This window comes from Nonomuraea muscovyensis (assembly GCF_014207745.1).
Classification (GTDB): domain Bacteria; phylum Actinomycetota; class Actinomycetes; order Streptosporangiales; family Streptosporangiaceae; genus Nonomuraea; species Nonomuraea muscovyensis.
Genome location: NZ_JACHJB010000003.1, coordinates 942,013 through 967,928, shown reverse-complemented (window position 1 = coordinate 967,928; position 25,916 = coordinate 942,013). Strand labels below are relative to the sequence as shown.

Genomic DNA, 25,916 nt, shown 5'->3' with positions numbered 1-25,916 from the left:
TCATGAGCCGTCGGTGCCTTGGTGCGGGTCGTGCTGGGCGCGGGGGTCGCTCCAGCCGTGGACGTGGACGACGAGGCGGCGGTCGCGGTCGTGCCTGAGCGGTTCGCCGACGGGCAGGCCGTCGGAGTCCAGCCCGTCGCAGCGCCAGCCCCTGCCGACCGAACCGTTGAGCCCGAGCCCCCGGGGCAGCCGCCAGACGCCGTGGTGCACACCGGGCGCGATCCTGGTGGTGACCAGGCCGGAGAAGTAGACGGTGTCGCCTTCGGGGGTGCCGGGCGGGGTGACGACCGTGACGTCGAGCGTCGCGGTGGGCTCGCCGGCCACGACGGACAGCTCGCGTTCGACGGTCAGGCCGCCCGCTGTGGCGCGTACCCGCGCGAGACCCGGCGCGGTGGGGGTGAGCAGGGCGGTGCCCACCGGCTTGAGCAGGGGTTCGGGGTCCCAGGCGAGGCTCGCGCCGAGCGCGGAGTACGCGCAGCCGTCGGCCCGCAGCGCGAGCGGCGCGACGTCCACGGCCTGGCCGACGGCGACCACTTCGGCGTCGGCGGTGGCATCGGCGGTGGCGGCGTCGGGGGCGGCGTCGGGCAGCTCGACCGGCGGCCCCTCCGTCCCGAACAGGTGCAGCAGCGCGCTGGCCGCCCGGGTCGCCCACGCGCTCTCGTGGTGCGGGGCCGCCGGCTCGTGCCGGTAGCGCAGCTCGGCGTCCGGGGTGTAGCCGAGTCCGACAAGCTGCTCGGCCAGCTCCCTGGCGTGGTGGACGGTGATGAGGCCCTCCATCCCGCCGATGTCCAGCCACACCCGGCGCGGCCCCCGCTCGGCGAAACGCCGGTAGACGGGCGTCTCCTCCAGCGTCTGCGGATCGACGAACACCAGGAACGGCGACATGATCGCCACCAGCCCGAACACCTCGGGCCGCCGGAAGGCCAGGTGGTAGCTGACCAGGCCGCCCATCGACGAGCCCATGACCGCCGTGCGCCCGGCCGCGCCGGTCACCGCGTATCGCGAGCGGATCAGCGGCATCAGCTCCTCGATCAGGAAGTCCTCGTAGGACTCCCCGGCGAGCCTGGCGCGCGGGTCACGGGGGTAGGGCGCGACGTGGGAGTATTCCGCGCCGCGAGCGTCGCCCGCGTTGGAGACCCCGACCGCGACCAGCGGCGGCAGCGTCCCGGCGGTGATCAGCGCGTCCAGCGTCTCGTCCAGGCGCCAGCTCGGCTCCAGCCCGGCCGCCGCGAACGCGTGCTGCCCGTCGTGCAGGTACACCACCGGGTAGGGGCCGTGCGTGGCGTCGTAGCGGGGCGGCAGGTAGACGAAGACGTCACGCGCGTTGCCGAGGGCGGCGGAGCGGACGCCGCGCAGGATGTCGATCACGCTTCGAGCTCCCAGACGTGGAAGGCGGGCCCGTCGGCGGGCATGGGCGATCCCGGCCGCAGGTCGGGGCCGCCGGTGAGGCTGACCCCGGCGGCGGGGGCGCGGAACGGTTCGTGCGCGGCCCTGCTGACCTGGACGAGCAGTGTCTGCCCCGGCGCGGCCCGCTCGTAGACGAGGGTGTCGGCGTCGGCGTGCAGCCAGCGCAGGCCGCCCGTGCGCAGGGCCTCGTGCGAGCGGCGCAGCGCTACCAGGTCGCGGTAGAGCCGGTAGGTGCCCTGGTCCCAGCGGGCGGTGTCCCAGGGGAAGGGACGGCGGCCGTCCTCCAGGTGCACTCCCTCGACGCCGACCTCGTCACCGGCGAAGATCATCGGCAGGCCCGGCAGCGTGAGCAGCAGCGCGGCGCCCAGGTGCTGGTGCTCGCGCCCGGCGATCGAGCGGAACCTGGCCGTGTCGTGCGAGTCGAGCAGCGTCAGGTTGTGGGTGTGGGCCCGCCACGGGACGAGCGCGGCGTAGCGGCGCATCACCTCGGCCACGTCCGCGCCGCCGTACTGCGGGATCGGGCCGGGCACGCCCCAGAACTCCGTGGAGCGTTCCCGCGCCAGCCACGACCAGACGGGCCGGGCGAAACCGGCGTAGGACATCGTGCCGTGCCAACCAGTGCCGCGCAGCACGCCGGAGGCGTCGAACTGGTGCTCCGCCAGCAGCAGCGCATCGCCCACCGTGGCCCGCGTCAGCCTGGCGACCTGGTCGTTCAGCTCGACCCCGCCGTGGCGGCCCGCCGACTGGGCGACGTCCACCCGCCAGCCGTCGAGGCCGAACTCGTCCAGGTAGCGGGCGATCACCGAGCCCGGCCCGTCGTAGAGGCGGCGGCGCAGTTCGGCGGAGCGGTGGTCGAACTTGGGCAACGTCCTGACCCCGGCGAAGGTGGCGTAGTCGGGACCGTCCACGTAGTAGAAGTCCTCGCGCACGGCGCTGCCCTCGGCGAACCACTCGTGGCCGTCGCCCGAGTGGTTGAGCGTGATGTCGCCGATGACGCGCATGCCCCGGGCGTGGGCCGCGGCGGTCAGCGCGCGTAGCGCCTCGTCGCCGCCGAGCAGCGGGTCCACCCTGTCGAAGGTGGTCGCGTCGTAGCGGTGGTTGGAACGGGCGGGGAAGAACGGCGTCAGATACAGCAGGTTCGCGCCCAGGTCGGCGATGTGGTCGAGGCGGTCGGCCACGCCCCACAGGTCGCCGCCGTAGATCTGCTGCAACGCGCCGTCCCTGCCCCAGGGGATCGGGTCGTCCCAGTCCGCCCGCCGTACCCACGCGGGGTCGGGCCCGTGGTCCCTTCCTGAACGGGCGAACCGGTCGGGGAAGATCTGGTAGATCACCGAGTCGGCGGCCCACGCGGGCGGGGGCGGGTTGGCGGTCAGCAGGAAGTCGGTGGTGTCCGGCACGTCCAGCGGCGACAGCCCGGCGGCGGTCAGCCACAGCGGGCCGCTCGCGGTCCGCAGCAGGAAGCGGTAGCCGCACTCCGGGTTCACCATCTCGACCGTGGCGCGCCACCAGGTCTCGGAACCGGTGACCCGGTCGGCCGTCGCCTCGGCGAACCTGGGCTCGCCGTCCGGCGTGGTGCGCACGTGGACCTGCCGCACGTCCAGGTCGAGCGAGGTGCGCAGGAACACCTGGACGCGGTCGCCGAGCGACGGCGACGGATCGCCGACATACAGCGGCGACCCGTCGTGGTGCGCCCTGGTGTTGCAGAGTGTTCTTCGATGCCGCATGCTGTTACTGCTCCGAAATACGCTGTTCACCTGGTCAGATGTGTCGCGAGCCTAGGAGCTGCGGAAACGGTGCCGCAACACTTCGCAACATGTTTCATCGGATTCTCGAAGGGTCCCCCATGTCTCGACCATCCGTGCGGACGATCGCCACCCGCCTGGGAGTGAGCGCCGCGACGGTCAGCAGGGTGCTCAACGGCCGGCCGGGCGTGTCGGAGGAGCTGCGGGCCAAGGTCCTGCGGGGCATGCGGGAACACGGCCTGATCGCCCCCGCCGCCGAGCCGTTCGTCGGCATCATCGTCCCCGAGCTGGACAATCCGGTCTTCCCGCTGCTGGCGGGCGCCATCGAGGCCAAGCTCGGCGGCCACGGCGTCACCGCGCTGATCGGCAGCTCCACCGCCAAGGGTCCGACCGAGCTGGACTACATCTCCGCCCTGGTGCGGCGGGGCATCCAGGGCCTGGTCCTCGTCTCGGGACGGCACGCCAACCCGGCCGCCGACCACGGCTTCTACTGGCAGCTCCACCAGCAGCGCATCCCCATGGTGCTGGTCGGCGGCCAGGTGGCGGACCTGCCGGTCTCCACGGTCACCACCGACGAGGCGGCGGGCGCGGCGATGGCGGTGGCGCACCTGCGCGAGCTCGGCCACGAGCGGATCGGGCTGGCGGGCGGGCAGGGCTACCTGCGGCCCTCACAGAACCGGCTGACAGGCTGGCGGCGGGAGATGCGGCGCTCGTTCGGATCGGTGGACGACGCGCTGTACGTCGAGTCGGACTACTCGCTGACCGGCGGCAACGCAGCCGCCCGGCGGCTGCTGGCGGCCGGGGCGACGGCGGTGATCGCGGGGAGCGACCTGATGGCGCTGGGCGCGGTCGCGGCCGCCCGCGAGGCCGGGCTGCAGGTGCCGGGCAAGGTGTCGGTCGTCGGGTACGACGACTCCTACCTGGCCGTGCACGGCGACCCGGCGCTGACGACCGTGCAGCAGCCGGTTGAGGCGATGGCGGCCGCGGTGGCGACGGCGATGTGGCAGTCGCTCCAGGGCTATCACGCCCCGCACGTGGACCACGTGTTCGCGCCCCGCCTGGTGGTCAGATCCTCGACGGGCAGAGCCCGCGACCTGTGAGGCGCAGGGCGAGGTGGAGGTATGCTGACCGGTCCCATGGCACCACCGCTGCACGTCCACAGGGCCCGAACACGCGAAAACGGCGGTGTCCTGATGGACACCGCCGCTGCTACTGGCACCTCAGCGCTTCTCGCCACCGCTCTGGCAGAGCCGTGTTCGAGTAACGCCACGTGGGTGGAGGTGGCGGGAATCGAACCCGCGTCCTTCAACCCCAAGACAGGGCTTCTCCGGGCGCAGCCTGCTGTGCTTTTCTCAGCCCCGGCGATCACGCAGGCGAGTCGCCGACGGGCTCAGCCACTGTTTGGTTTCCCGATCATCCCCGTGGCCGGGTCGATCGGTTGAGCCTTCTAACGATGCCAGACACCGAGCCGAAGGCGCTCTCGGGCTGACAGAGGCTTCGCTACTTAGGCAGCGAGAGCCAGGGAACCCTGGCTTACCTCAGAGTGCTTCTTATTGGCACTTATTGTTCGCGGTCACAGGATTAACGAGGTTATGTCCGCAGTCCTCGGCCCGCTTCACCTGACTTGCAAGGTCAAAGTCGAAACCAGTCACCCCCTGTGCAGTTGTCAACACGACCCCGAAGAGCCGAGCAACAAGACTGTACAGCTTATAACGCCTGCGGCGCCAACCAGATTCCCCCATGACGAAACCCCCGGGAACGCGGCTGTTCGCACACGTCCCCGGGGGCCGACCGGCAGGGTCGAGCCGGTCCGACGGCAGGACTTCCCCCGAGATGAAGTCCTGGTCTCATCGCGGCGACCGGGGCCGCAACCCCCCGAGCGGACCCGGTCACTCAGTAAGACGCCCCCGGAGGTCCGGATGGTTGCTCGGTGTCACGAATATTTCACGCTGTGTCAGAACGGGCTCGGTGCGCCCTTCACGAGCCGGAGCGCACGGCCGAGAAGAAACTCCCCGCGACCGCCGCCGGGTCGTAGCTACGGGCCAGCACGGCGACCGCCAGGTCACCCTGCCAGCCGACGAACCACCGTTGCCTGCTGCCCTCGTCGCCGGCCGGCGCGATCACCCCGTACACGCGGCCACGGCCCGCCTGGGCGGGGGTGCCGGTGGCGCCGGCGCGCATCATCGCGGTCAGCGCCGTGCGGACCGCCGGGTCGACGGGCACCGGCTGCACCGCCGGGGCGGCGACGGTCTCGGTCGTCGGCCCGGGGCTCGTGGGGTTGGTGACCAGCACGGGCGGGCGCCAGGTGCCCGAGCCGGCGGCCGCCGCGACCAGCGCCATGGCCAGCGGGCTGACCTGGACGTTCTGGCCGGCGATCGCCCTGGCCTTGTCGGCGTCGCTGCGCAGCTCGGGCAGCGAGCCGCTGGAGGAGCGCAGCGGCAGCCGCCACGGCTGGCCGATGCCGAACTGCTTGGCGCTGCGCTCCAGCGCCGCCGCGTCGACGCGGCGGGCGAGCGAGGCCAGCGCGGTCACGCAGCCCTTGGCGAAGTTGTCCTTGAACGTCGGAGACACCCCGCCCACCTGACCCGCCACCTGGCCGGCCTCCACGAACCTCGCGCCGCCCACCGTGCGCTCGGCCGGGCACGACAGCCTCAGATCGGTGCGGACCCCCGCCTTGACCAGCGCGTCGGCCGCCACGATGGAGAAGGCGGTGCCGGCCGGGAACTTGCCGGCCAGCGCGTCCTTCTCCTGGTTGAGGCCCTTGGTGGCGACCGCGCGGATCTCGCCCGTCGTCTTGTCGACGGCGACGAGGGCGCTCGTCGCCGTGCCGGTCAGCGCGGTCTCCGCAGCCGCCTGGACCGCCCGGTCGATCGTGGTCTTGACCGACTGGTTCTTGCGGCCCGGCCACTCCTTCAGCCGCGCCACCTCCCTGCCGGACTGGTCGAGGATGACCACCCTGGTCTGCGTGGAGCCGGTCAGGTAGTCCTGGTAGGCCCGCTGCAGACCGCTCTGCCCGACCGAGTCGCCGGCCCGCTGCGGGCCGCCGAGCTTCTGCTCGGTCTCCGGGGTGAGCGCACTGACCCTGCCGACGAGGTCCTTGGGCGCCTCGGGCGCGAAGGGCTGCGGCTGCTCCTGGATGGAGATCTGCGGGATCGCGTCGAGCTTCGGCTTCGTCAGCAGGTAGCGCTGGCGGCCGAACGTGGCCAGCGGCACGAACTCGCCCGGCGGCGACGACATGATGCGGCTCAACAGCCGGTCGTGGGCGAACCCGGTGACCGTCGACAGCCGCTTGACGACCTCCTCCGCCTGCGCGCCCAGCTGGGACGGGACGACCCCCGCGACGTAGAGCACCTGGTCGCTCTGCAACGGCTCCCCGGAGCGGTCGACCACCGGCTGGCGGGGGTTGGGGTCGAGGTCCACCGCGAACCGCTGGCCGTCCTTGAGCTGCGGGTGCAGCACGGACGGCGACCAGCGCACCTTCCACAGCCCGTCGACCAGGTGCAGCGGCAGCGTCCCGTCGTACACCCAGAGCGGGTTGTTCTCCCCCAGGTCGACCTCGGCGCTGAACTCGGCCCGCGAGACGTCGCCGTCCAGGGCGATGCTCTTGATCCGGAAGCGGAACGAGGCGGCGTCGAGCTGCAGCTTGACGTCGGACAGCGCCTTGCGCACGGCCGCCTGGTCACCGTCGGTGCGGGCGGCGGCCGTCGGGTAGTCGCCCGACTGCCAGCCCACGAGGAAGTCGCGGACGGCGTCGTGCGGCGAGGACTCGTCGAAGCACCCGGTCAGCGTCGTGCACGCGACCGCCAGCGTCATCGTGGCGGTCAGGGTGCGGCGCAGGCGGCTCATCGGCTGCGGTGCCGCAGCACCCGGGCCATCTCCCGTTTGGCCTGCTGCTCCGCCAGCGACTGGCGCTTGTCCCAGTCCTTCTTGCCCCGGGCGACGGCGATCTCGACCTTGGCCCGGCCGTCCTTGAAGTAGAGCTGCAACGGCACGATCGTCAGCCCGCCCTCCTTGGTCTTGGCGGCGAGCTTGTCGATCTCCTTGCGGTGCAGCAGCAGCTTGCGCTTGCGGCGGGCGGCGTGGTTGGTCCACGTCCCCTGGGTGTATTCGGGGATGTGCACGTTGAACAGCCACGCTTCGCCACCGTCGATCGTGGCGTAGCCGTCGGCGAGCGAGGCGCGCCCCTCCCGCAGGGACTTGACCTCGGTGCCCTGCAGCACCAGGCCGGCCTCGAAGGTGTCCTCGACGTGGTAGTCGTGCCGAGCACGCTTGTTCTGGGCGATGACTTTCCGCCCCGTCTCACGTGGCATGCCTCGACCTTACCGGCGTTCCTCAGACCCTGAGGTAGCGGCGAAGCGTGATGAACGACGCGAGCACACAGATCAGCACGCCAATGGCCATCGTATAGGTGATCGACTCCGCCACCGAGTCCCAGCCGAGCGTCTTGTTGGCAAGGTAGCCCGCCAGCCCGTCGAAGAGGAAGACCTTCGACAGGATCAGCATGACGGCGGCCACCACGCCGCCGATCAGGCCGGCGATCACGCCCTCCATCACGAACGGGAGCTGGATGTAGATGTTGGAGGCGCCCACCAGGCGCATGATGCCGGTCTCGCGGCGCCGGTTGAAGGCCGACAGGCGCACCGTGTTGCCGATGAGCAGGGCCGCGGCGACCACCAGGGTGCCCGCCACGATCAGCGCGGCCGACCGCAGCTTGTCCAGCATGTCGAAGAGCGAGCCGACGATCTCACGCTGGTCCTTCACCGACGCGACACCCGCCTGCGCCCTCGCGGCCTCCACGATCGGCTGGTAGTTGCTGTCGGGATCGGCCAGCTTGAGCCGGAAGGACGTCGGCATGTCCTCGACCTTGGCCGTCTGCGACAGCACGTCGTCGTCGGCCAGCGTCGCCCGGAAGTTCTTGTAGGCCGTGGGCTGGTCCTCGTAGATGACCTCCGCGACCCCCGGAATGGCCTGCAACTTGCCCTTGAGAGCCGTCAGCTGCGCGTCGCTGACGCCCTTGCCGCCGCACTTCGGGATGGCGGTGTTCTTGTGGCACAGGAAGACCGAGACCTCGACCTTGTCGTACCAGAAGTCCTTCATCATGGAGACCTGGGCGTTGATCAGCAGGCCGACGCCCAGCATCGCCATGCCGACCGCCACGGTGAGGACCACCGCGAGGGTCATGGTCAGGTTGCGGCGGAGGCCGATCCAGACCTCGGAGAAGATGAAATTGGCCCGCATGGTTTGCCTGCTGCTCCCTGTCAGTACGCCTGGCCGTACACGCCACGCGACTGGTCGCGGACGATCTTGCCGTCCTCCAGCTCCACGACACGTTTGCGCATGGAGTCGACGATGGCCGCGTCGTGCGTGGCCATGACGACGGTGGTGCCGGTCCTGTTGATCCGGTCGAGCACCTTCATGATGCCGATGCTCGTCGCGGGGTCGATGTTGCCCGTGGGCTCGTCGGCCAGCAGGATCATAGGCCGGTTGACGAAGGCGCGGGCCATGGCGACGCGCTGTTGCTCGCCGCCGGACAGCTCGTCGGGCATGCGGTGCGCCTTGCCCTCCAGGCCGACCAGCTCGATCACCTCGGGCACCACCTTACGGATGAAGCGCCGGGGCTTGCCGATGACCTCGAGGGCGAACGCCACGTTCTCGTAGACGTTCTTGTTCGGCAGGAGCCGGAAGTCCTGGAACACGCAGCCGATGCGGCGGCGCAGGTGCGGCACCTTGAAGTTGGACAGGCGGCCCAGGTCCTTGCCGGCGACGTGGATCGCACCGGAGTTGGGCCGCTCCTCCTTCAGGACGAGGCGGAGGAACGTGGACTTGCCGGATCCTGACGGACCGACGAGGAACACGAACTCGCCCTTGTCCACGTCCACCGAGACGTGGTCGAGCGCGGGCCGGTTCTGGTTCGCGTAGACCTTGGTGACATTATCGAAATGGATCACGAGAGCATCACGGCATGCCAGTCTAGGGGTCAGGACGGAAGCGAGGGTGGCACATGCCCACTTCCCGCCGCTCACCTATCGGGGACGTCTTTCTTTACCGATGATCGACGTTCCGATTGGCCAGAGGACAGTCTAGGGGGAAGACTGGCATGGAACGTCCATAACGGAAACAAAACGATTGTGCGGCTAGACTGGGGGCTGACATGAGTTGCCAACACCTCGTATGCGCGCAGTGCGCCCACCCGGTCATCGAGGGTCGCTGCGCCCTCTGCCGCGCCAATCGCGAGCGGATGCACAACCACGGCTTCGCCGGGCTGTCACCCGCTCTCGTCGTCCTCCTGCTGGTCGTCCTGCTCTTCGTGACCCTGGCGGTCAAGCACCTAAGCGGTCTCTGACTCCTGGCGGCGCATCCAGCGGATCTCGGCCTCGATGAAGCCGTCGAGGTCGCCGTCGAGGACGGCCGTCGGGTTGCCCGCCTCCGTGCTCGTGCGCAGGTCCTTGACGATCTGGTAGGGGTGCAGCACGTAGTTGCGGATCTGCGTGCCCCATGACGTCGTCGTGGCGCCGCGCAGCTCCGACATCTTCTCCGCCTCCTCCTGGCGTGTGCGCTCCAGCAGCTTGGCCTGGAGCACGGCCATGGCGGTCGCGCGGTTCTGGAGCTGGGAGCGCTCGTTCTGGCAGGAGACCACGATGTTGGTCGGCAGGTGGGTGATGCGCACGGCCGAGTCGGTGGTGTTGACGCCCTGGCCGCCGGGGCCGGAGGACCGGTAGACGTCGACGCGGATCTCGTCCTCGTTGATGTCGATGTGGTCGGTCTGCTCCACCACCGGGACGACGTCGACGCCGGCGAAGGACGTCTGGCGGCGGCCCTGGTTGTCGAACGGGCTGATGCGCACGAGGCGGTGGGTGCCGTGCTCGCCGCGCAGCGTGCCGTAGGCGTAGGGGGACTTGACCGCGAACGTGGCCGACTTGATGCCGGCCTCCTCGGCGTAGGAGGTCTCGTAGACCTCGGTCGGGTAGCCCTTGCGCTCAGCCCAGCGGAGGTACATCCGCAGCAGCATCTCGGCCCAGTCGGCGGCGTCGACGCCACCGGCCTGCGAGTTGATCGTCACCAGCGCCTCGCGCGCGTCGTACTCGCCCGACAGCAGCGTGCGGACCTCAAGCGCGCCGATGTCGGACCGCAGCGACGACAGCTCCTTGTCGGCCTCGGCCCGCGTGTCGTCGTCGGCCTCCTCGGCCGCCAGCTCGTAGAGGACCGACAGGTCGTCGAGCCGGCGGACCAGGCCCTCGACCCGGTTGAGCTCGCCCTGGAGGTGAGAGAGCCGGCTGGTGACCTTCTGGGCCTGGTCAGGGTCGTCCCACAGGTCCGGGGCGGCAACCTGCTGCTCCAGCTCCTCGATCTGCTTGCGCATAGCGTCGAGGTCGAGCACGTCCTGGATGCTCCGGAGCGTGCCCGCGAGCTCGTTGATCTCTTCTGCGGGATCGATGACTGCCACGTCTCCCAAGGGTACGCGACCCTCGCGCGCCCGAATAACATGGCGAGGTGCGCACATCTGGTCGGCTCAAGGCTCTGGCGCTCGCCGTCACCCTGCTGACCGGGACGGCCGGGCTCGCCGCCTGCTCGGGCTCCGCGTCGCCCGCCCCCAGCCGGGCGGCCGCCGCCGAGAGCCTCTCGCCCACCCCCGCGCCGGCGCCGCACGCCGTCACGCCGGACGACGCGGCCGAGGTGTTCGCCGAGTTCGTCGCCACCGACGACCTGCTGCGCGCGGGCGGCGACCTGCGGCTGTCGCTGGAGATCACCCGCGACTCCGAGGCGTTGCTGACCACGGCCGCCTTCGAGTCCACCGGCAACCGCCCGCCCCGCTACACGTGGGGGCGGCCCACCTTCTACGTGCCGCGCTTCCCGGCCGGGGAGCGGGCCCCGTGGTTCAGCGTGCTGGTGACCCGTGACGGCGAGCTGACGCTGCTGACGTTCGCCAAGGCCGCCGACTGGCGGCTCGGTTCGGCGACACGGCTGCTGGACGGGCAGCGGGCGCCGGCGATCGCGCTCGACGCCGACGGCTACGCGACGGCGCTGGGCTCCCAGGACGAGAGCGTCACCATCAGCCCCCACTACATGGGGCCGCTGCACGCCACGGTGGCGGAGGCGGGCGCGGGCGGCGTGGCGGCCGGCCTCATCGCTCCGGGCCCCCACACGACCGACATCGCCCAGGAGATCGCGGCGGAGCGCGACGAAGCCAAGATCGCCGGGTTCAGCTACGACTCGATCTTCAGCGGCAACGACCACCCGGTCTACGCGCTGCGCACCTCCGACGGCGGGGCGCTGATCCAGTACTCCCTGACGCGGACCACGACCACCACGACGCGCACGGCGGAGAAGGACTTCATCCCGGTGCCCGAGTCGGCCCGCTGGGCCATCGGGGAGCCGGTGCTGCGCCGCACGCTCCGGCTCTCCGAGACCCACCAGTACGCGACGGCGGTCCCGCCCTCCTCGGCCCCGGCCGCCGCCCGGGTCGTCGCCCACGACGGCGCCCTCACCCGCGCCTCCGGCGAATGAGCCGACCGGCCTCCTCCTGAGGCCGACCGCTCCCGAGGCAGCCCGCCCCTGACGCCGGGTCCTGCCACACGCATGGGTCGTGTCGTGGGTGGGCTGTGTCGTGGGTGGGCTGTGTCACGCGGACAGGCGCATCACGCAGACGGGCGTGTCGCGCAGACCGGCGTGTCACACAGACCGGCGTGTCACACAGACAGACGCTCCACACAGACGGGCGTGTCGCGCAGACAGACGCGCCACAGACGGGCGCGCCAACAGACGGGCGTGTCGCGCAGACCGGCGTGTCGCGCGAACGGGCCGTGTCAGACGGGCCGTTCGAGGCGTGCCGGAGGGCGCCGGCCCCTGCCGGAAAGCGGCGCCCTCCGGGCGGTGTCAGCTCGCCGGTCCACCCTCCGATCGGGGCAGGGTGCTGGTCGACACCAGCGTCCTGACGGCGCGCAGGGCGACCGACAGGGTGGCGAGGTCGAAGTTGTCGCTCTCCCAGATCTCCGACAGCGTCTGCCGGGCCCGGCCGACCGCGGCCGAGTTGGCCTCGCTCCAGCTGGCCAGCCGGTCCTCCGGCGACAGGCCGGAGGCGCTGGTGGTCAGGACGTCGCGGGTGAGCGAGGCGTGCGCCGCGTACAGGTCGTCGCGCAGGGCCGAGCGGGCCATGGCGTTCCAGCGGTTGTCGCGCGGCAGGGCGATGACCCGCTCGCGCAGGCGGGCGAGCTGGAGGCGGTCGGCGAGGTCGAAGTAGACCTCGGCCACCTCGTTGACCGGCCGGCTCGTCACCGAGGCGATCTCCACCAGGTCGAACGTGGAGTAGGCGGGCACCATGGCCGCCACCCGCTCGGCCAGGTCCACGGGCACGCCGCGGGCGACGAAGGAGTCGCGCCGGTCCTCGAAGGCCGCGAGGTCGGGGCCGGTGAGCATCTTCGGCAGGTGCGTGAGCAGGCCGTTGACGCCCTTGGTGAAGAAGCCGGCCGAGCCCTCCATGTCGAGCGGCGGGCGGCGGTTGGTGAGCAGCCAGCGGGTGCCCCGCTCGGCGAGCTTGCGCGCCTCCAGCAGCATGGCGATCTGGGTGGCGGTGTCGACGACGTTGTCCAGCGACTCCACCTGACGGTGGAAGCTGGGCAGGTCGAAGACCTCGCGGGTGACGAGGTAGGCGCGCACGATGTCGGGCGTCGAGGCGCCGGTCTCCTCGGCGAAGCGGTACATGAACGTGGTGCCCATGGAGTTGACCAGCTCGTTCACCACGCAGGTGGTGATGATCTCGCGGCGCAGCGGGTGGGCGTCCATGTACGACCGGAAGCGCTCGCGCAGCGCCGACGGGAAGTACGACACCAGCCAGGAGGCCAGGAAGGGGTCGTCGGGCAGGTCGGAGCCGAGCAGCTCGGCGTCGGCCACGAGCTTGGTGTAGGCGAGCACCACGGCGAACTCGGGCGCGGTCAGCCCCAGGCGGGCCTGGCGGCGCTCGGCGAGCGTCTTGTCGGACGGCAGGAACTCCAGCTCGCGGTTGACCAGCCCGTCGCGTTCGAGCCGCCGCAGGTAGCGGGCGTGGATGTGGAGCATCTCCACGGCCTGGGAGCGGGCGGCGGTCAGCACCACGTTCTGGGCGTAGTTGTCGCGCAGCACGAGGTCGGCGACCTCGTCGGTCATCGAGGTGAAGACCTGGTTGCGCTGCTTGTCGGTCAGCTCGCCGTCGCGGACGACCTGGTCGAGCAGGATCTTGATGTTCACCTCGTGGTCGGAGGTGTCGACGCCGGCGGAGTTGTCGATGAAGTCGGTGTTGACCAGCCCGCCGTTGAGCGCGAACTCGATGCGGGCGAGCTGGGTGAAGCCCAGGTTGCCGCCCTCGCCGACGACCTTGCAGCGCAGGTCGGCGGCGTCGATCCGGAGCGGGTCGTTGGCCTTGTCGCCGACGTCGGCGTCGGACTCGGCGCTCGACTTGACGTAGGTGCCGATGCCGCCGTTCCACAGCAGGTCCACGGGGGCCCGCAGGATGGCGCTGATCAGGTCGTTGGGCGCCATGGACGACACGCCGGCGGGCAGGTCGAGCGCCTCGCGCATCGGGAGCGTGATCGCGATCGACTTGGCCGTGCGCGGGAAGACGCCGCCGCCCTCGGAGATCAGGCCGGCGTCGTAGTCGGCCCACGAGCTGCGCGGCAGCGCGAACAGGCGCTGCCGCTCGGCGTAGGAGGTGGCGGCGTCGGGCTCGGGGTCGATGAAGATGTGGCGGTGGTCGAAGGCCGCGACCAGCCGAATGTGCCGGGACAGCAGCATGCCGTTGCCGAACACGTCGCCCGACATGTCGCCGACGCCGGCCACGGTGAAGTCGGTCGTCTGGACGTCCACGCCCATGGTGCGGAAGTGGTACTTGACCGACTCCCAGGCGCCGCGGGCCGTGATGCCCATGGCCTTGTGGTCGTAGCCGATGGAGCCGCCGGAGGCGAAGGCGTCGCCGAGCCAGAAGCCGTACTCCTTGGCCACGCCGTTGGCGATGTCGGAGAACGTCGCCGTGCCCTTGTCGGCGGCGACCACCAGGTAGGGGTCGTCACCGTCGTGCCGCACCACGTCGGCCGGCGGCACGACCTTGCCGTCGACGAGGTTGTCGGTGACGTCGAGCAGCCCGGAGATGAACATCCGGTAGCAGGCCACGCCCTCGGCGAGGACCTCCTCGCGCGAACCGGACTTCGGCGGGCGCTTCACGACAAATCCGCCCTTGGAGCCAGTCGGCACAATAACGGTATTTTTCACCATCTGCGCTTTGACCAGGCCGAGAACCTCGGTCCGGAAGTCCTCCATCCGGTCCGACCAGCGCAGCCCGCCCCGCGCGACCTTCCCGAACCGCAGGTGCACACCCTCCACCCGCGGCGAGTAGACGAAGATCTCGTACTTGGGTCGCGGCAGCGGCAGCACGCTGATCGCCTGCGGGTCGAACTTCAGCGAGATGTACGGCTTGCGCCGCTCGCCGTCGCGCTGGAAGTGGTTGGTGCGCAGCGTCGCCTGGATCATCTCCATGTAGGCGCGCAGGATCCGATCCTCGTCGAGCGAGGCCACGTCGTCCAGCGCGCCCAGGATCTCCTCACCGAGGGCGTCGGCCAGGTCGGCGCGCACGTCCTCGTCGCGCCGCGGGTCGAGCCGCGCCTCGAACAGCCGCACCAGCAGCCGCGCCAGCCGCACGTTGCCGTTCAGCACCCGCTCCATGTAGCGCTGGGAGTAGGCGCTGCCCGCCTGGCGCAGGTACTTCGCGTAGACCCGCAGGATCTCGGCCTGCTCGTACGTCAGACCGGCGCGCAGGATGAGCGCGTTGAAGTTGTCGGCCTCGACCTCGCCCTTCCACAGCGCGACCAGACCGTCCTGGAAGAGCCGCTTGAAGTCGTTCCGGTCCACTTCCTCCGAGGGGGTGAACCGCAGCCCGAAGTCGTAGATCCAGGCGTTCCTGGTGGCCGGGTCGTTGTCGATGTCGATCTCGTACGGCCGCTCGTCGACCACCTCGACGCCGAGCCGCTGGATCAGCGGCAGCGCCTTGGACAGCGAGATCGGTGCGCCGACCTTGTAGATCTTCAGCCGCCGCTCGCCCTCGGTGGCGTCGTACGGTTCGTACAGGTTGATGTCGATCTGGTCGTCATCGGCGGCGAGGAGCTGCTCCAGGCGGCGCAGGTCGACCACGGCCATCTTGGGTGGGAAGTCGGCCTTGTACCCCTCGGGGAAGGCCGACTGGTAGCGCCTGATGAGCCGGGGGGCCTCCTCCTCGGAGCTCATCTCGGTCAGCGCCGTGGCCAGGTCGTCCTCCCAGGAGCGGGTGATCGCGGCCAGCCGCGCCTCCAGCTCCTCCACATCCACCTGCGGCGGCGGCAGCAGCTTGCCCCGCCCGCCGCGGACGACCACGTGCAGCCGGGCCAGCACCGACTCACCGATCATCGCGCTGTAGTCGAGCGTGCTGCCGCCCAGCGCCTTGAGCAGCACCTCCTGCATCCGCAGCCGGACCTGCGTGGTGTAGCGGTCGCGCGGCAGGTAGATCAGGCAGGAGATGTAGCGGCCGTAGTCGTCGCGGCGCAGGAAGAGCTTGACCTGCTTGCGCTCGCGCAGCCGCAGCACGCCGAGCGCGATCGGCAGGAGCTGCTCGACCGAGGTCTGGAACAGCTCGTCACGCGGGAACGTCTCCAGGATCTCCATCAGATCCTTGCCGTCGTGGCTGTCGGCCTCCAGCCCGGCGCGCTCCAGCACCTCGGTGAGCTTGCGCCGCAGGACGGGGATCCGCAGGATCGACTCGTTGTAGGCCATGTGCGTGAACAGGCCGAGGAAGCGCCGCTCGCCGATGACCTCGCCCTCGGGCGAGAACAGCTTGACCCCGATGTAGTCGAGGTAGGCGGCCCGGTGGACCGTCGCCCGGGAGTTGGCCTTGGTGATGATCAGCAGCCGCCTCTCCCGCGCCTTGGCCCGCACCTCGGGCGGCAGCACGGAGAAGCTCGTGGAGCCGATCTTGTCGTCGCGCAGGATGCCGAACGCCGTGCCGGGCAGCGCCCGCAGCGCGTCGCCCTCGTCGGTGCTCTCCAGGCGGTACTCGCGGTAACCGAGGAAGGTGAAGTGCCCGTCGGCGAGCCAGCGCAGCAGGTGGAGGCTGTCCTCCACCTGCGCGGGCTCCAGCGGCGGCGGGTTGTCGGACAGGTCGTCGGCCGTCTGCACGGCCATCGCCCGCATCTTCGCGAAGTCCTCGACCGCGTGGCGCACGTCGTCCAGCACCCGCTGCAGGTCGGCTTCGAGCCGCTTGAGCACCTCGGGGTCGGCCTGCTTGTCGATCTCGACGTGCATCCAGGACTCGACCGTCACCTGGCCCGTGACGTCTTCCTGGCCCCTGCCGAGCATCCGGCCCGTCATGTCGCGCCGGACCCGCATCTGCGGGTGGACCACCAGGTGGATGCCGACGTCGTGCCGGTCGAGCTCCATCGTCACCGAGTCGACCAGGAACGGCATGTCGTCGGTGACCACCTCCACCACGGAGCGCCCCGGGTCCCAGCCGTTCTCGTCGACGGACGGGGTGAAGGCCCGGACCACCGCCCTGCCCTGGGGGCGCACCTCGGCGAGCTGCTTGTGGGACATCGCCGGACCGTAGACGTCGACCAGATTGCGGTCGAGCAGGTCTTCGGGTGCGACGTGCTTGTAGTACACGCGCAGCAGGGCCAGGGCCTCCTCCGGGCTCACATGGTCGCTACCGGCCGCGCATCGCTGCGCCGCCCGTTGGAGCAACTCGTCCTTGGCCTCGTCAAGCGGCATGTCGCTCTCACTCCTTTGTGAGGGTTTGCCATCACATTCATAGCCAGGCCCTAAGTTCCCACAGCAGCGGGAAATAGTGCAGGCGCGTCCTACCACGCAGATAGGGGGCGCCGGTCGAGCCGCCTGTGCCCGACTTCGTGCCGATCTGCCGTTCGACCATCTGCACGTGCCGTGTCCGCCACTGCGCGGCGGTCTCGTCGTGCGTGAGCAGATCCTCGGCCAGTTGCCACAGGTCGTCGTACGACCGGCGGTCCCTCGCCACGGCCAGCAGCGAGCCCATGATCTCGTCGTCCGAGACCGGCAGGCCACGCTGGGAGAGGGCGGTGAGATAAGCATCCCACAACGTGGGCTCGTCCAGCCTGCGGCGCAGCCTGGCGAGTTCGGCCTCGTCGGCGTCCCTGAGCCGCGCCAGGTAACCCGTGTCCTTCAGCCCCGACAGGAACTCCAGCTCGCGGAACTGCACGGACTGGAACCCGCTGGCCGGCGACAGATGGGCGCGGAAGGCGAGGAAGTCCTGGGGCGTCATCGTCTCCAGGACCTCGACCTGCTGGACCAGCACCCGCTCCACCGCGTGTACCCGCCTGAACTGGTGCCTGGCCTGCCACAGCTCGCCGCCGTCCATCGCGTCGCGGGCCTTCTCCAGCTCGTGCAGCAGCAGCTTGAACCAGAGCTCGTAGACCTGGTGGATCGTGATGAACAGCAACTCGTCGGGCGCCTCGGACTGGGGCCGTTGCTGGGCGAGCAGCTCGGGGATGCGGAGGTAGGCGCCGTAGGAGAGCCTGCCGCCCTCCTCACCGAATCGCCTGCCCGGAGGGACGGCCGCATCGGCGTTGTGCCCCACCGAACACACACCTCCCCCGATCGCGTCCGGGCGTCACTGACCGGACGTTCGCCTTGCCGTACCGATATCACCCGAAAAGGGCGGAGACGTCAACGCGACATCGACCGCGGGGGGTCGTCTTCGGAGGCGGAGGGGAGGTGCTTCAGCTCGTCGAGTTGCCCAGGAACCTCGGCGAACTCCTCGAGCTCGCGCCGGCACGACTCACACGTGTCGAGGTGGCGCTCGAACGCCTCGATGTCCTCCTCGTCGAGGACGCCAAGGACGTAGGCGGCCACCTCCTCGTGCATTACCCGGCTACCCCCTTGTCCCGCAGATGTTCGCGGAGAGCCCGGATGCCGTAGTAGAGCCGGGACTTCACCGTGCCCGGCGGAATCCCCAGGATCTCCGCCGCCTCACTTATCGTACGGTCCCTGAGGTAGGTCTGCTCAATGACTTCGCGGTGTTCTTCGGACAGGCTGCGGAGCGCCTCGGCCACGACGATCGCCGATAACGCCCGTTCCGACCCGTCGGGGACGGCCAGCATGTCAACTTCGGGGGGTTCGACCTCGTGGGGCCGGACACTCTTGCGCCGGCGCCCGTCAATGACGATGCGGCGGGCCACGGTCAGCAGCCACGCCCAGATGAGGCTCGGTTCCCATTGCAGTCTTGCCGAGTTACGCCAGGCGCGGACAATCGTCTCCTGCACGACGTCCTCAGCCCATTGGAGGTCGTTACCTGTCGACTTGCGTATGTGGCGCAGCAGAGGGCCGCCGAACTCCTGGTAGAGGACCGCGATGCGGTGCTCCGCCTCGGCATCCGCACTCTCGAACCTGCCGTCGAGGTGACTTAGCACGGGGCACATCTTTACACCTTCGTTATGCGTCCGGTAGCCACTCCGATAACTCCAGTCATTTGTAACTATTCACCGGTATGGCTGAACCGGTCCGCTGATGCCCGCGTACCTCCCACCATGCACAGGCTTTTGCGCGGTGAGGTCCTCATGTTCGGCGGCTTCGCCCTGGCCGCGGTGGTCACGATCCTGCTGGTCATGCCACCCGCGACCGCGCCCGTGTCCGCCGAGTGGTCGGTGCTGCCCTCCGGTCCCCTGGGGCCGGCGGACCGTGACCTGCTGGTCAAGGTCCGGCAGGCAGGACTCTGGGAGATACCCATGGGCAAGCTGGCCCAGGAACGCGCCGACTCCCAGCGCGTCAAGGAAGTCGGGATGCACCTGGTGGAGGACCACACCAAGCTCGACCTGGTCACCCGCCAGTACGCGGCCCGGCTCGGCGTGCCGCTGCCCGACGTGCCCAGCCCGGACCAGCAGAGCTGGATGGCCCAACTGGGGGCGCAGTCCGGCTCCGCGTTCGACAAGGACTTCGCGCAGTTGCTGCGCGCGGCCCACGGCAAGGTCTTCTCCGTCGTCGCGGGCGTGCGGGCGGGCACCCGCAACAGCGAGATCAGGAGGTTCAGCCAGCACGCGGTGAACGTGGTCATGAAGCACATGACGCTGCTGGAGTCCACCGGCCTGGTCGTCTACGACCAGTTGCCCGAACCCGCGGTTCCCGCGGCCGCGCCACCCGCCCCAGCAGCGGTCGACCCAAGGAGACAGCAATGAGTAGTTCGAGACGCCTGGCCGCGGCCGTGTCGGCCCTGGCCGTGATGGCGGGCGGGCTGGTGTCCGCCGTGGTCATCAGCGCCGGCCCGGCGATCGCGGATCACTGCGAGCCGGGCGAGCCCCCGCAACAGTCCCAGCGCCAGCGCGGGCAGGACCAGGACGGCAACGACCAGGGTCAGGACCCGAACGGCCAGGACCAGAACCAGGACCAGAACCCCGACGGCCAGGACCAGGGGGACCAGAACCAGAACGGCCAGGACGGCCAGAACGGCCAGAACGGCCAGGACGGCCAGAACGATCAGGACGGCCAGAACGGCGCCGGCCGGCAGCAGGACGGGGACCAGCCCGTCTCCGGCGGCGGCGCCCTCTCCCAGGCGCTCGACCCGGTCCAGAACCCGGACGACCAGAACCAGAACCCCGACGGCCAGGACCAGGGCGACCAGAACCAGAACCGCGACCGGAACCAGGAACAGGACCCCGGCCAGGACCAGGACCAGGACCAGGGCGCACAGGACCCGGGCGCCCAGGACGAGGAGCAGGCCCAGCCGTTCCGCCGCCGGCCCACCCAGCGCCCCACCTCCAGCCCGTCCCCGTCGCCCTCCCCCACCAACACCGGCGGCAACGGCGGCGAGGACGACTGTGCCGACCTCGGCCCGTTCGTGACCGACTTCGTCGACATCCGCCAGGTCCAGCCCACCTCCATCGACCCGCCGCGCGGCCGCGGCGGCTCGCGCGGATCGTTCGTCTCGCGCTGCGGCACGAACCAGAACGGGCACAACAACCCCGACAACTTCATCGTCGCCCCCGGCGTGTCCAACGGCGCCCACCACCTGCACGACTACGTCGGCAACCTCTCGACGGACGCCTTCTCGACCGACCAGAGCCTCGCGGCGGCGGGCACCACGTGCCGGCTGGGCGACAGGTCGACCTACTTCTGGCCGGTGCTGCGCGACCGCCGGGCGGACGACAACATCGAGGACCCGGACGGCAACGTCGGCCGCGTGCTGCGGCCCCGCCAGGTGATCCTCCAGTTCAGGGGCAACTCCACCGCCCGCGTCAGCGCGATGCCGAGGTTCCTGCGGCTGATCACCGGTGACGCCAAGGCCGCCACGAACGGCGGCGCCAACGCCCGTGCCGCCTGGACGTGCAGCGGCTTCAACAACCGGATCACCACCAAATATCCGCTTTGCCCGCGCGGCAGCCAGGTGCTGCGTATTCTGGATTTCCCAAGCTGCTGGGACGGTCAGAACACCGACAGCGCCAACCACCGCTCGCACGTGGTCTTCCCCGACCAGAGCGGCGCCTGTCCTCAGGGCACCAGGGCCATCCCGCAGCTCCGGATGACACTCACGTACTCCGTTCCCCAGGGGCCGTCCTACGCCTTGGACGCGTTCCCGGAACAGTTGCACAACCCGATCACCGACCATGCGGACTTCGCCAACGTCATGCCCGACCGGCTGATGCGCTTCGTGGTCGACTGCATCAACCGGGGCCGCCGCTGCTGACCTGAACCCGCCCCACCCGGCCGCCCGCCCCGGTCCCACCGCCCCGCCCGTCCCGGCCCCGCCTCCCCCGGCGGGACCGGGACGGGATCGGGCGGGTGACCCGGTCGGGCGGCACCGTCAGGCTTGCCTGACCCTCCCGAGGCGCACCCTCAACCGACCTTGGAGGGAAACCAATCCATGCTCCACAGACGAACCCCCCGGCACGCCCCCACCAGGCTGGACGACCGCAGGGTCCGGCTCGCGGCGAGCGCCGCCATAGCCGCCGTGGCGCTGTCCGTGTTCGCCCTGGCCAGGACCGAACGCGGGATGGCGCTCCTGGGCCGAGGGGTGGCCTTCCTCGAGCTCTACGCGGGCGTGTTCGCGCTCGTGCTGTTCACCGCGACCGTCGGGCTGGGCCTGCTCACCACCGAGCGGGTCTTCCTCTCCCCCGCCAACCGGGTGCGGGCGCAGCTCGCCCACCGGGCCACCGCCGTCATCGGCCTGGGTTACCTGATGACGCACGTGGTCCTGATGATGACGCTGAACCACGTCCCGGTCACCGCCATCCTGCTGCCGACCGCCGGGATCTGGGTGGCTCTCGGCGCGGTCTCGTGCAACCTGATGATCATGGTCATCGCGACCGGCATCATCCGGGGCCGGTTCGCGGTCAGCGGCCGGCCGTGGATGTGGCGGCTGCTGCACGGCGGGGCCTACCTGGCCTGGCCGGTCGCGGTGCTGCACGGCCTGACCGCCGGCCGGCCCGCCGCCGGCTGGGTGGTCTGGTCGTACGCGGCCTGCCTCGCGGCGGTCGGCGCGGCCCTGCTGGTACGAGTGCTGGCCACGCTGCTCAGGCCCGCCACGTTGCCGGAGGCCGTCGAGGGCCCGGCGGTCTCCACCGAGCCGCTCGTGCGCCCCGAGGAGATCAACGCGCCGGTGAGCCTCGCCGCCGCCCGGCGCAGGTACCGGGAGGCCGGATGACACCGCAGAGCGACGCCCAGGAGACAACGTGATCCCGCACCGAGTGCCCGAGGTGTTACGGCTGGGGCCGGCCCGCCTGACCGCAGGGCTGGAGCACACCCGGCGCCTGGACCTGCCCGCCCACCGCACCGTGCACGGCGAGCCCGTCCCGCGCGACGTGGAGACCCTCATCTCCCTGGCGAACGAGGTCGACATGCGCGGCAGGGGCGGGGCGGCGTTCCCGTTCGGCCGCAAACTGCGCGCGGTGTCCGACGCGGCCGGGTCGCGGGAGAGCGTCGTGCTCGTCAACGGCGCCGAGGGCGAGCCGGCCAGTTCCAAGGACGCCATGCTGCTCACCCGCACTCCGCACCTGGTGCTGGACGGCGCGGTGCTGGCGGCCGAGGCGCTGAACGCCCGCGAGGTGGTCGTCGCGACCGCCGGCGGCGAGGTGGCCGAGGCGTCGATCACCGCCGCCGTGAACGAGCGCCGGGCCGCGAAGGTCGCGGGCGCCGCCGAGAGCCACATCCCGATCCGCGTGGTCGGGCTGCAGGAGCGCTTCATCTCCGGCGAGGGCGGCGCGCTCGTCAACGCCGTGAACGGCCTGGAGGGCATCCCACCCGGCCGCAAGCGACGGGCCGCGCAGACCGGCGTGGACGGGCTGCCGACGCTGCTGTCCAACACCGAGACCTACGCCCAGCTCGCGCTGCTCGCCGAGCTGGGCCCGGAGGAGTACGCCGAGGTGGGCACCAGCCGGGAGCCCGGCACGGTGCTGCTGACCATGAGCGGCACCGCCTGCCGCAACGCGGTCGTGGAGGTGCCGACCGGCACCCTGCTGGCCGACGTGCTGGACATGTGCGACGCCGATCCGGGCGACGGCGTGCTGGTGGGCGGCTACCACGGCGCCTGGCTGACCCCGGACGCGGCCGTCAACGCGGTGATCTCGCGTGCGGGCATGAAGGCCGCCGGAGCCGACCTCGGCGCCGGGATCGTCGTGCCGCTCGGCGAGGCCACCTGCCCGCTCGGCGAGGCCGCCCGGATCACCGCCTACCTGGCCTCGCAGTCGGCGGGCCAGTGCGGGCCGTGCCGGCTGGGCCTGCCCGAGGTGGCCAGGCAGCTCATCGAGCTGACCGAGGGCAGCGGCTCGACCGACGCGGTCCGCCGGGCCGTGCGCACGGTCGAGCGGCGCGGGGCCTGCTTCCATCCGGACGGCACGGCCCGGTTCGTGCTGTCGGCGCTGGACACGTTCGAGAGCGAGATCGCGGTCCACCGCGACTACGGCTCGTGCGGCCGGCCGGTGCGCGGCGTGCTGCCGCTGCCCGAGCCGGAGGTGGAGCCCGACTACCGCCTCGACGTCGACTGGAGCCGCTGCCAGGGGCACGGCCTGTGCGCGCACCTGCTGCCGGAGTTCGTGGAGCTGGACGGGTTCGGGTTCCCGTCGTTCAGGACCGTGCCCGGCTGGATGGTGAAGGAGGCGCGCCGGGCGGTGGACATGTGCCCGGCGCTGGCGCTGCGCCTGGCGGAGACCACGCCGGTGGCCGTCAGGACGGGGTGAGAGCCGCTCGGCCCGTCCGAAGTGCGTCCGGGCGGGCCGAGCACCCCTTCCCCCGCACCCGACATCCGCGAACCAGCCATACTGGGACAGCGTCTCACCCAGGAGCCCGTACCGATCACCGGAGGCCCCATGGACCGTCGAGACTTCCTCCACACCGCCGCCGCGGCGCCGCTGCTCGGGGCGCTGGACCGGCAGGCACGGGACCGGGGCGGTGCGGCGCCCGACTGGGCCCGCCTGCGCCGCCGGCTCGCCGGGACGCTGGTGCTGCCCGGAGACGCCCGGTACGGCACGGCGCGGCGCCTGTTCAATCCCGCCTACGACACGGTGCGGCCACGTGGCGTCGCCTACTGCGCCGCGGCGGCCGACGTGTCCCGCTGCCTGGCGTTCGTCCGCGAGCACCGGCTGCCGGTCACCGCCCGCTCGGGCGGCCACTCCTATCCGGGCTGGTCCACCGGCACGGGACTGGTCGTGGACGTCTCACGGATGGACGCCGTCCGCTACCGGGACGGCCGCGCCACGATCGGCGCCGGCGCCAAGCTGATCGACGTGTACGCCAAGCTGGCCCGGCACGGGGTGAGCATCCCCGCGGGCACCTGCCCGACGGTGGGGCTGAGCGGCCTCGCGCTCGGCGGCGGCATCGGCGTGATGTCCCGCATGTACGGCCTGACCTGCGACATGATGGAGTCGGTCGACATCGTGACGGCGGACGGCCGGCTGCTCACCTGTGACGAGCGGCGCCATCCCGACCTGTTCTGGGCCTGCCGGGGCGGTGGCGGCGGCAACTTCGGCGTCGCCGTGTCGTTCACCTTCCGCACGCATCCGGCCCGCGACCTCCACGTGTTCTTCCTGAGCTGGCCGTGGTCCACGGCGGCCGCGACCGTGCGGGCCTGGCAGGCGTGGGCGCCGGGCGCCCCGGACGAGCTGTGGTCCTCGCTCGCCCTCTCGCGCGGCGCGGGCGGGCCCGAGGTCCGGCTGTCCGGCGTCCACCTGGGCGGCCGGGCGGTGCTGGACCGGCTGCTGGGCTCCCTCGTGGCGCGGGCCGGCCGCCCGTCGTCCCGCTCGGTCACCCGTACCTCGCATCTGGAGGCCATGAAGGTGATGGGCGGCTGCTCGTCGCTGTCGGTGGCCCAGTGCCATCCCGCCCCACACGGGCGGCTGGGCAGGGCGGTCTACGTGGCCAAGTCGCACCTGGCCTACCGGCCGCTGCCGCCCGACGGGGTGCGGGCGCTGGTCGCCGGGGTGGCGCGGCCCGGCCGGCACATGGTGATGCTGGACGCCCTCGGCGGCGCGGTGGCGCGGGTCCGGCCGGACGCGACGGCCTTCCCGCACCGGGCCGCGCTGTTCAGCGTGCAGTACAACGCCGACGGCCGGGACCGTACGTGGCTGCGCCGTGTCCACGCCGACCTGGCCCCGCATCTCGGCGACCACGCGTACGTCAACTACGCCGACCCGGACCTGACGAGCTGGCGCACGGCCTACTACGGCGCGAACGCGGCCCGGCTCGCCCAGGTCAAGACGGCCTACGACCCGGCCCGCGTCTTCCGGCTCCCCCAGGGCTTCTGACCTCGGGCCTCCGCCCCGGGGCAGGGGTCAGGCCGGGCTCGGGTGCGCCCGGCGCGGTGACCAGGCGGCGTCCTCGGGCGGCCGCGGGCAGACCTCGCGCCGGTAGCGGCCCGGCGGCAGGCCGTACTCGCGTTTGAAGGCGTTGGCGAACGCGAACTCCGAGCCGTAGCCGACCTGGGCGGCCACCGCGCCCAGCGAGACGTCGGACCCGCGCAGCAGGCGGGCGGCGGTGGCCAGCCGCCACCAGGTGAGGTAGGCCAGCGGCGGCTGCCCGACCAGGGCGGTGAAGCGGCGCGAGAAGGCGGCCCGCGACAGGCCCCCGCGGGCGCCGAGCGCCTGGACGGTCCACGGGTGGGCGGGGTCGCGGTGCATGGCGTCGAGGGCCGCGGCGATGGCCGGGTCGGTCAGCGCGGCGGACCAGCCGCCGGTCTGGCAGTGCTGCGAGGGCGCGTCGAACCAGGCGCGCAGGATGTAGACCAGCAGCGTGTCGAGCAGGGAGGACACGACCGTGTCGGCACCCAGCCGGGGGCCGGCGATCTCGCCCGCGAGCAGGTCGACGGCCGCGCGCAGCTCGGGATGGTGGCCGAGCCGGGCGGGCAGGTGGATCATCTCCGGCAGCTCGCGCAGCACCGGGTGGCCCTTGCCGGCGTCGAGCCGGTAGCCGCCGCAGAGCGTCACCGTGGCCGCGCCCGGCCCGGCGATGGACGCCGAGGCGAACAGCTCGCGCTCCTCCTCGGGATCGCAGTCGGCCTCGCCCACCGGCGTCGCCGGGCTGTCGGCCAGCGCGTAACCGTGCCCGTGGGGGAAGAACACCACGTCGCCGACGTGCAGCTGCACCGGGTCGCCGGTGGGCGGGATCAGCCACGCGCCGCCCTGCAGGATCACCTGGAAGCCCGCCGAGCCGGGCTGCGCCGGGAACCGCTGACCCCACGGCGCGTGCCACTCGACCCGGGCGGACCGGGGGCGTCCGGTGCGGACGATGGCCATCACGTCACTGAGCACGTCCATGGCTGAAGTC

Annotated in this window: 20 protein-coding genes and 1 other RNA gene; 8 read left to right on the top strand and 13 right to left on the bottom strand. The window is 71.3% G+C overall.

Translation table 11 applies throughout. From position 1 onward, the window contains the following. Both FHU36_RS36240 and FHU36_RS36235 read right to left on the bottom strand, forming a co-directional pair. The gene (locus tag FHU36_RS36240) at nt 1–1,368 is read right to left on the bottom strand and encodes an alpha/beta hydrolase (RefSeq protein ID WP_185088550.1); all 1,368 of its coding nucleotides are present in this window, start codon (nt 1,366–1,368) and stop codon (nt 1–3) included. Further along, the gene (locus FHU36_RS36235; RefSeq protein WP_185088549.1) at nt 1,365–3,131 is read right to left on the bottom strand and encodes a glycoside hydrolase family 13 protein; all 1,767 of its coding nucleotides are present in this window, start codon (nt 3,129–3,131) and stop codon (nt 1,365–1,367) included. Before FHU36_RS36235 ends, FHU36_RS36240 begins: the two co-directional genes overlap by 4 nt. 119 nt (nt 3,132–3,250) lie before the next feature. On the opposite strand from FHU36_RS36235, the gene FHU36_RS36230 reads away from it, so the two are divergent. Beyond that, nucleotides 3,251–4,249, top strand: coding sequence for a LacI family DNA-binding transcriptional regulator (locus tag FHU36_RS36230; RefSeq protein ID WP_185088548.1), 999 nt, complete (start codon nt 3,251–3,253; stop codon nt 4,247–4,249). A gap of 172 nt (nt 4,250–4,421) precedes the next feature. Here the strand turns inward: FHU36_RS36230 and ssrA are convergent. The 5 genes from ssrA to ftsE all read right to left on the bottom strand — a co-directional run bounded on the left by ssrA (nt 4,422) and on the right by ftsE (nt 9,097). Then, nucleotides 4,422–4,805: a transfer-messenger RNA gene (gene ssrA / locus FHU36_RS36225) on the bottom strand. Nucleotides 4,806–5,126: 321 nt separating this feature from the next. Continuing rightward, on the bottom strand, nt 5,127–6,995 hold the full coding sequence (locus FHU36_RS36220) for a penicillin-binding transpeptidase domain-containing protein (protein WP_185088547.1): 1,869 nt from the start codon (nt 6,993–6,995) through the stop codon (nt 5,127–5,129). Next, nucleotides 6,992–7,459, bottom strand: coding sequence for an SsrA-binding protein SmpB (gene smpB, locus FHU36_RS36215; RefSeq protein ID WP_185088546.1), 468 nt, complete (start codon nt 7,457–7,459; stop codon nt 6,992–6,994). The genes FHU36_RS36220 and smpB overlap by 4 nt, the downstream gene beginning before the upstream one ends. Before the next feature lie 22 nt (nt 7,460–7,481). Beyond that, a complete protein-coding gene (ftsX, locus tag FHU36_RS36210; protein ID WP_185088545.1) occupies nt 7,482–8,387 on the bottom strand; it encodes a permease-like cell division protein FtsX in 906 nt (301 codons plus the stop codon). Nucleotides 8,388–8,407: 20 nt separating this feature from the next. After that, nucleotides 8,408–9,097, bottom strand: a complete 690-nt coding sequence (gene ftsE / locus FHU36_RS36205; protein WP_185088544.1) for a cell division ATP-binding protein FtsE — start codon at nt 9,095–9,097, stop codon at nt 8,408–8,410. Nucleotides 9,098–9,300: 203 nt separating this feature from the next. Between ftsE and FHU36_RS36200 the strand changes: the two genes are divergently transcribed. Beyond that, a complete protein-coding gene (locus FHU36_RS36200; protein ID WP_185088543.1) occupies nt 9,301–9,492 on the top strand; it encodes a hypothetical protein in 192 nt (63 codons plus the stop codon). Here the strand turns inward: FHU36_RS36200 and prfB are convergent. After that, entirely contained in the window at nt 9,478–10,593 is a 1,116-nt protein-coding gene (gene prfB / locus FHU36_RS36195; RefSeq protein ID WP_185088542.1) for a peptide chain release factor 2, read from the bottom strand. The genes FHU36_RS36200 and prfB overlap by 15 nt on opposite strands. Nucleotides 10,594–10,640: 47 nt before the next feature. On the opposite strand from prfB, the gene FHU36_RS36190 reads away from it, so the two are divergent. Beyond that, complete coding sequence (locus FHU36_RS36190) at nt 10,641–11,654, top strand: DUF8094 domain-containing protein (protein ID WP_185088541.1); 1,014 nt, start codon at nt 10,641–10,643, stop codon at nt 11,652–11,654. 369 nt (nt 11,655–12,023) lie between these two features. Here the strand turns inward: FHU36_RS36190 and FHU36_RS36185 are convergent, their stop codons facing one another. The 4 genes from FHU36_RS36185 to FHU36_RS36170 form a co-directional block, all read right to left on the bottom strand. Further along, the gene (locus FHU36_RS36185) at nt 12,024–16,907 is read right to left on the bottom strand and encodes an NAD-glutamate dehydrogenase (protein WP_185088540.1); all 4,884 of its coding nucleotides are present in this window, start codon (nt 16,905–16,907) and stop codon (nt 12,024–12,026) included. Nucleotides 16,908–16,944: 37 nt separating this feature from the next. Beyond that, nucleotides 16,945–17,748 (bottom strand): tryptophan 2,3-dioxygenase, encoded by an 804-nt coding sequence (locus FHU36_RS46620; RefSeq protein ID WP_185088539.1) that lies wholly within the window; start codon nt 17,746–17,748, stop codon nt 16,945–16,947. Between the two features lie 89 nt (nt 17,749–17,837). Beyond that, the gene (locus FHU36_RS36175; protein WP_185088538.1) at nt 17,838–18,035 is read right to left on the bottom strand and encodes an anti-sigma factor family protein; all 198 of its coding nucleotides are present in this window, start codon (nt 18,033–18,035) and stop codon (nt 17,838–17,840) included. Continuing rightward, nucleotides 18,035–18,589, bottom strand: coding sequence for a sigma-70 family RNA polymerase sigma factor (locus FHU36_RS36170; protein ID WP_221497099.1), 555 nt, complete (start codon nt 18,587–18,589; stop codon nt 18,035–18,037). The genes FHU36_RS36175 and FHU36_RS36170 overlap by 1 nt, the downstream gene beginning before the upstream one ends. 108 nt (nt 18,590–18,697) lie before the next feature. On the opposite strand from FHU36_RS36170, the gene FHU36_RS36165 reads away from it, so the two are divergent. From FHU36_RS36165 to FHU36_RS36145, 5 genes are all read left to right on the top strand, one after another. After that, on the top strand, nt 18,698–19,342 hold the full coding sequence (locus FHU36_RS36165; protein ID WP_185088536.1) for a DUF4142 domain-containing protein: 645 nt from the start codon (nt 18,698–18,700) through the stop codon (nt 19,340–19,342). Beyond that, nucleotides 19,339–20,847 (top strand): DUF1996 domain-containing protein, encoded by a 1,509-nt coding sequence (locus FHU36_RS36160; RefSeq protein WP_246503053.1) that lies wholly within the window; start codon nt 19,339–19,341, stop codon nt 20,845–20,847. Before FHU36_RS36165 ends, FHU36_RS36160 begins: the two co-directional genes overlap by 4 nt. Before the next feature lie 177 nt (nt 20,848–21,024). Then, complete coding sequence (locus FHU36_RS36155) at nt 21,025–21,804, top strand: hypothetical protein (RefSeq protein ID WP_185088535.1); 780 nt, start codon at nt 21,025–21,027, stop codon at nt 21,802–21,804. Between the two features lie 28 nt (nt 21,805–21,832). After that, nucleotides 21,833–23,335 (top strand): NADH-ubiquinone oxidoreductase-F iron-sulfur binding region domain-containing protein, encoded by a 1,503-nt coding sequence (locus FHU36_RS36150; RefSeq protein ID WP_312892079.1) that lies wholly within the window; start codon nt 21,833–21,835, stop codon nt 23,333–23,335. Between the two features lie 129 nt (nt 23,336–23,464). Next, nucleotides 23,465–24,898, top strand: coding sequence for an FAD-binding oxidoreductase (locus FHU36_RS36145; protein WP_185088534.1), 1,434 nt, complete (start codon nt 23,465–23,467; stop codon nt 24,896–24,898). A gap of 27 nt (nt 24,899–24,925) precedes the next feature. Here the strand turns inward: FHU36_RS36145 and FHU36_RS36140 are convergent, their stop codons facing one another. Beyond that, nucleotides 24,926–25,906 (bottom strand): AraC family transcriptional regulator, encoded by a 981-nt coding sequence (locus tag FHU36_RS36140; protein WP_185088533.1) that lies wholly within the window; start codon nt 25,904–25,906, stop codon nt 24,926–24,928. Nucleotides 25,907–25,916 lie beyond the last annotated feature (10 nt).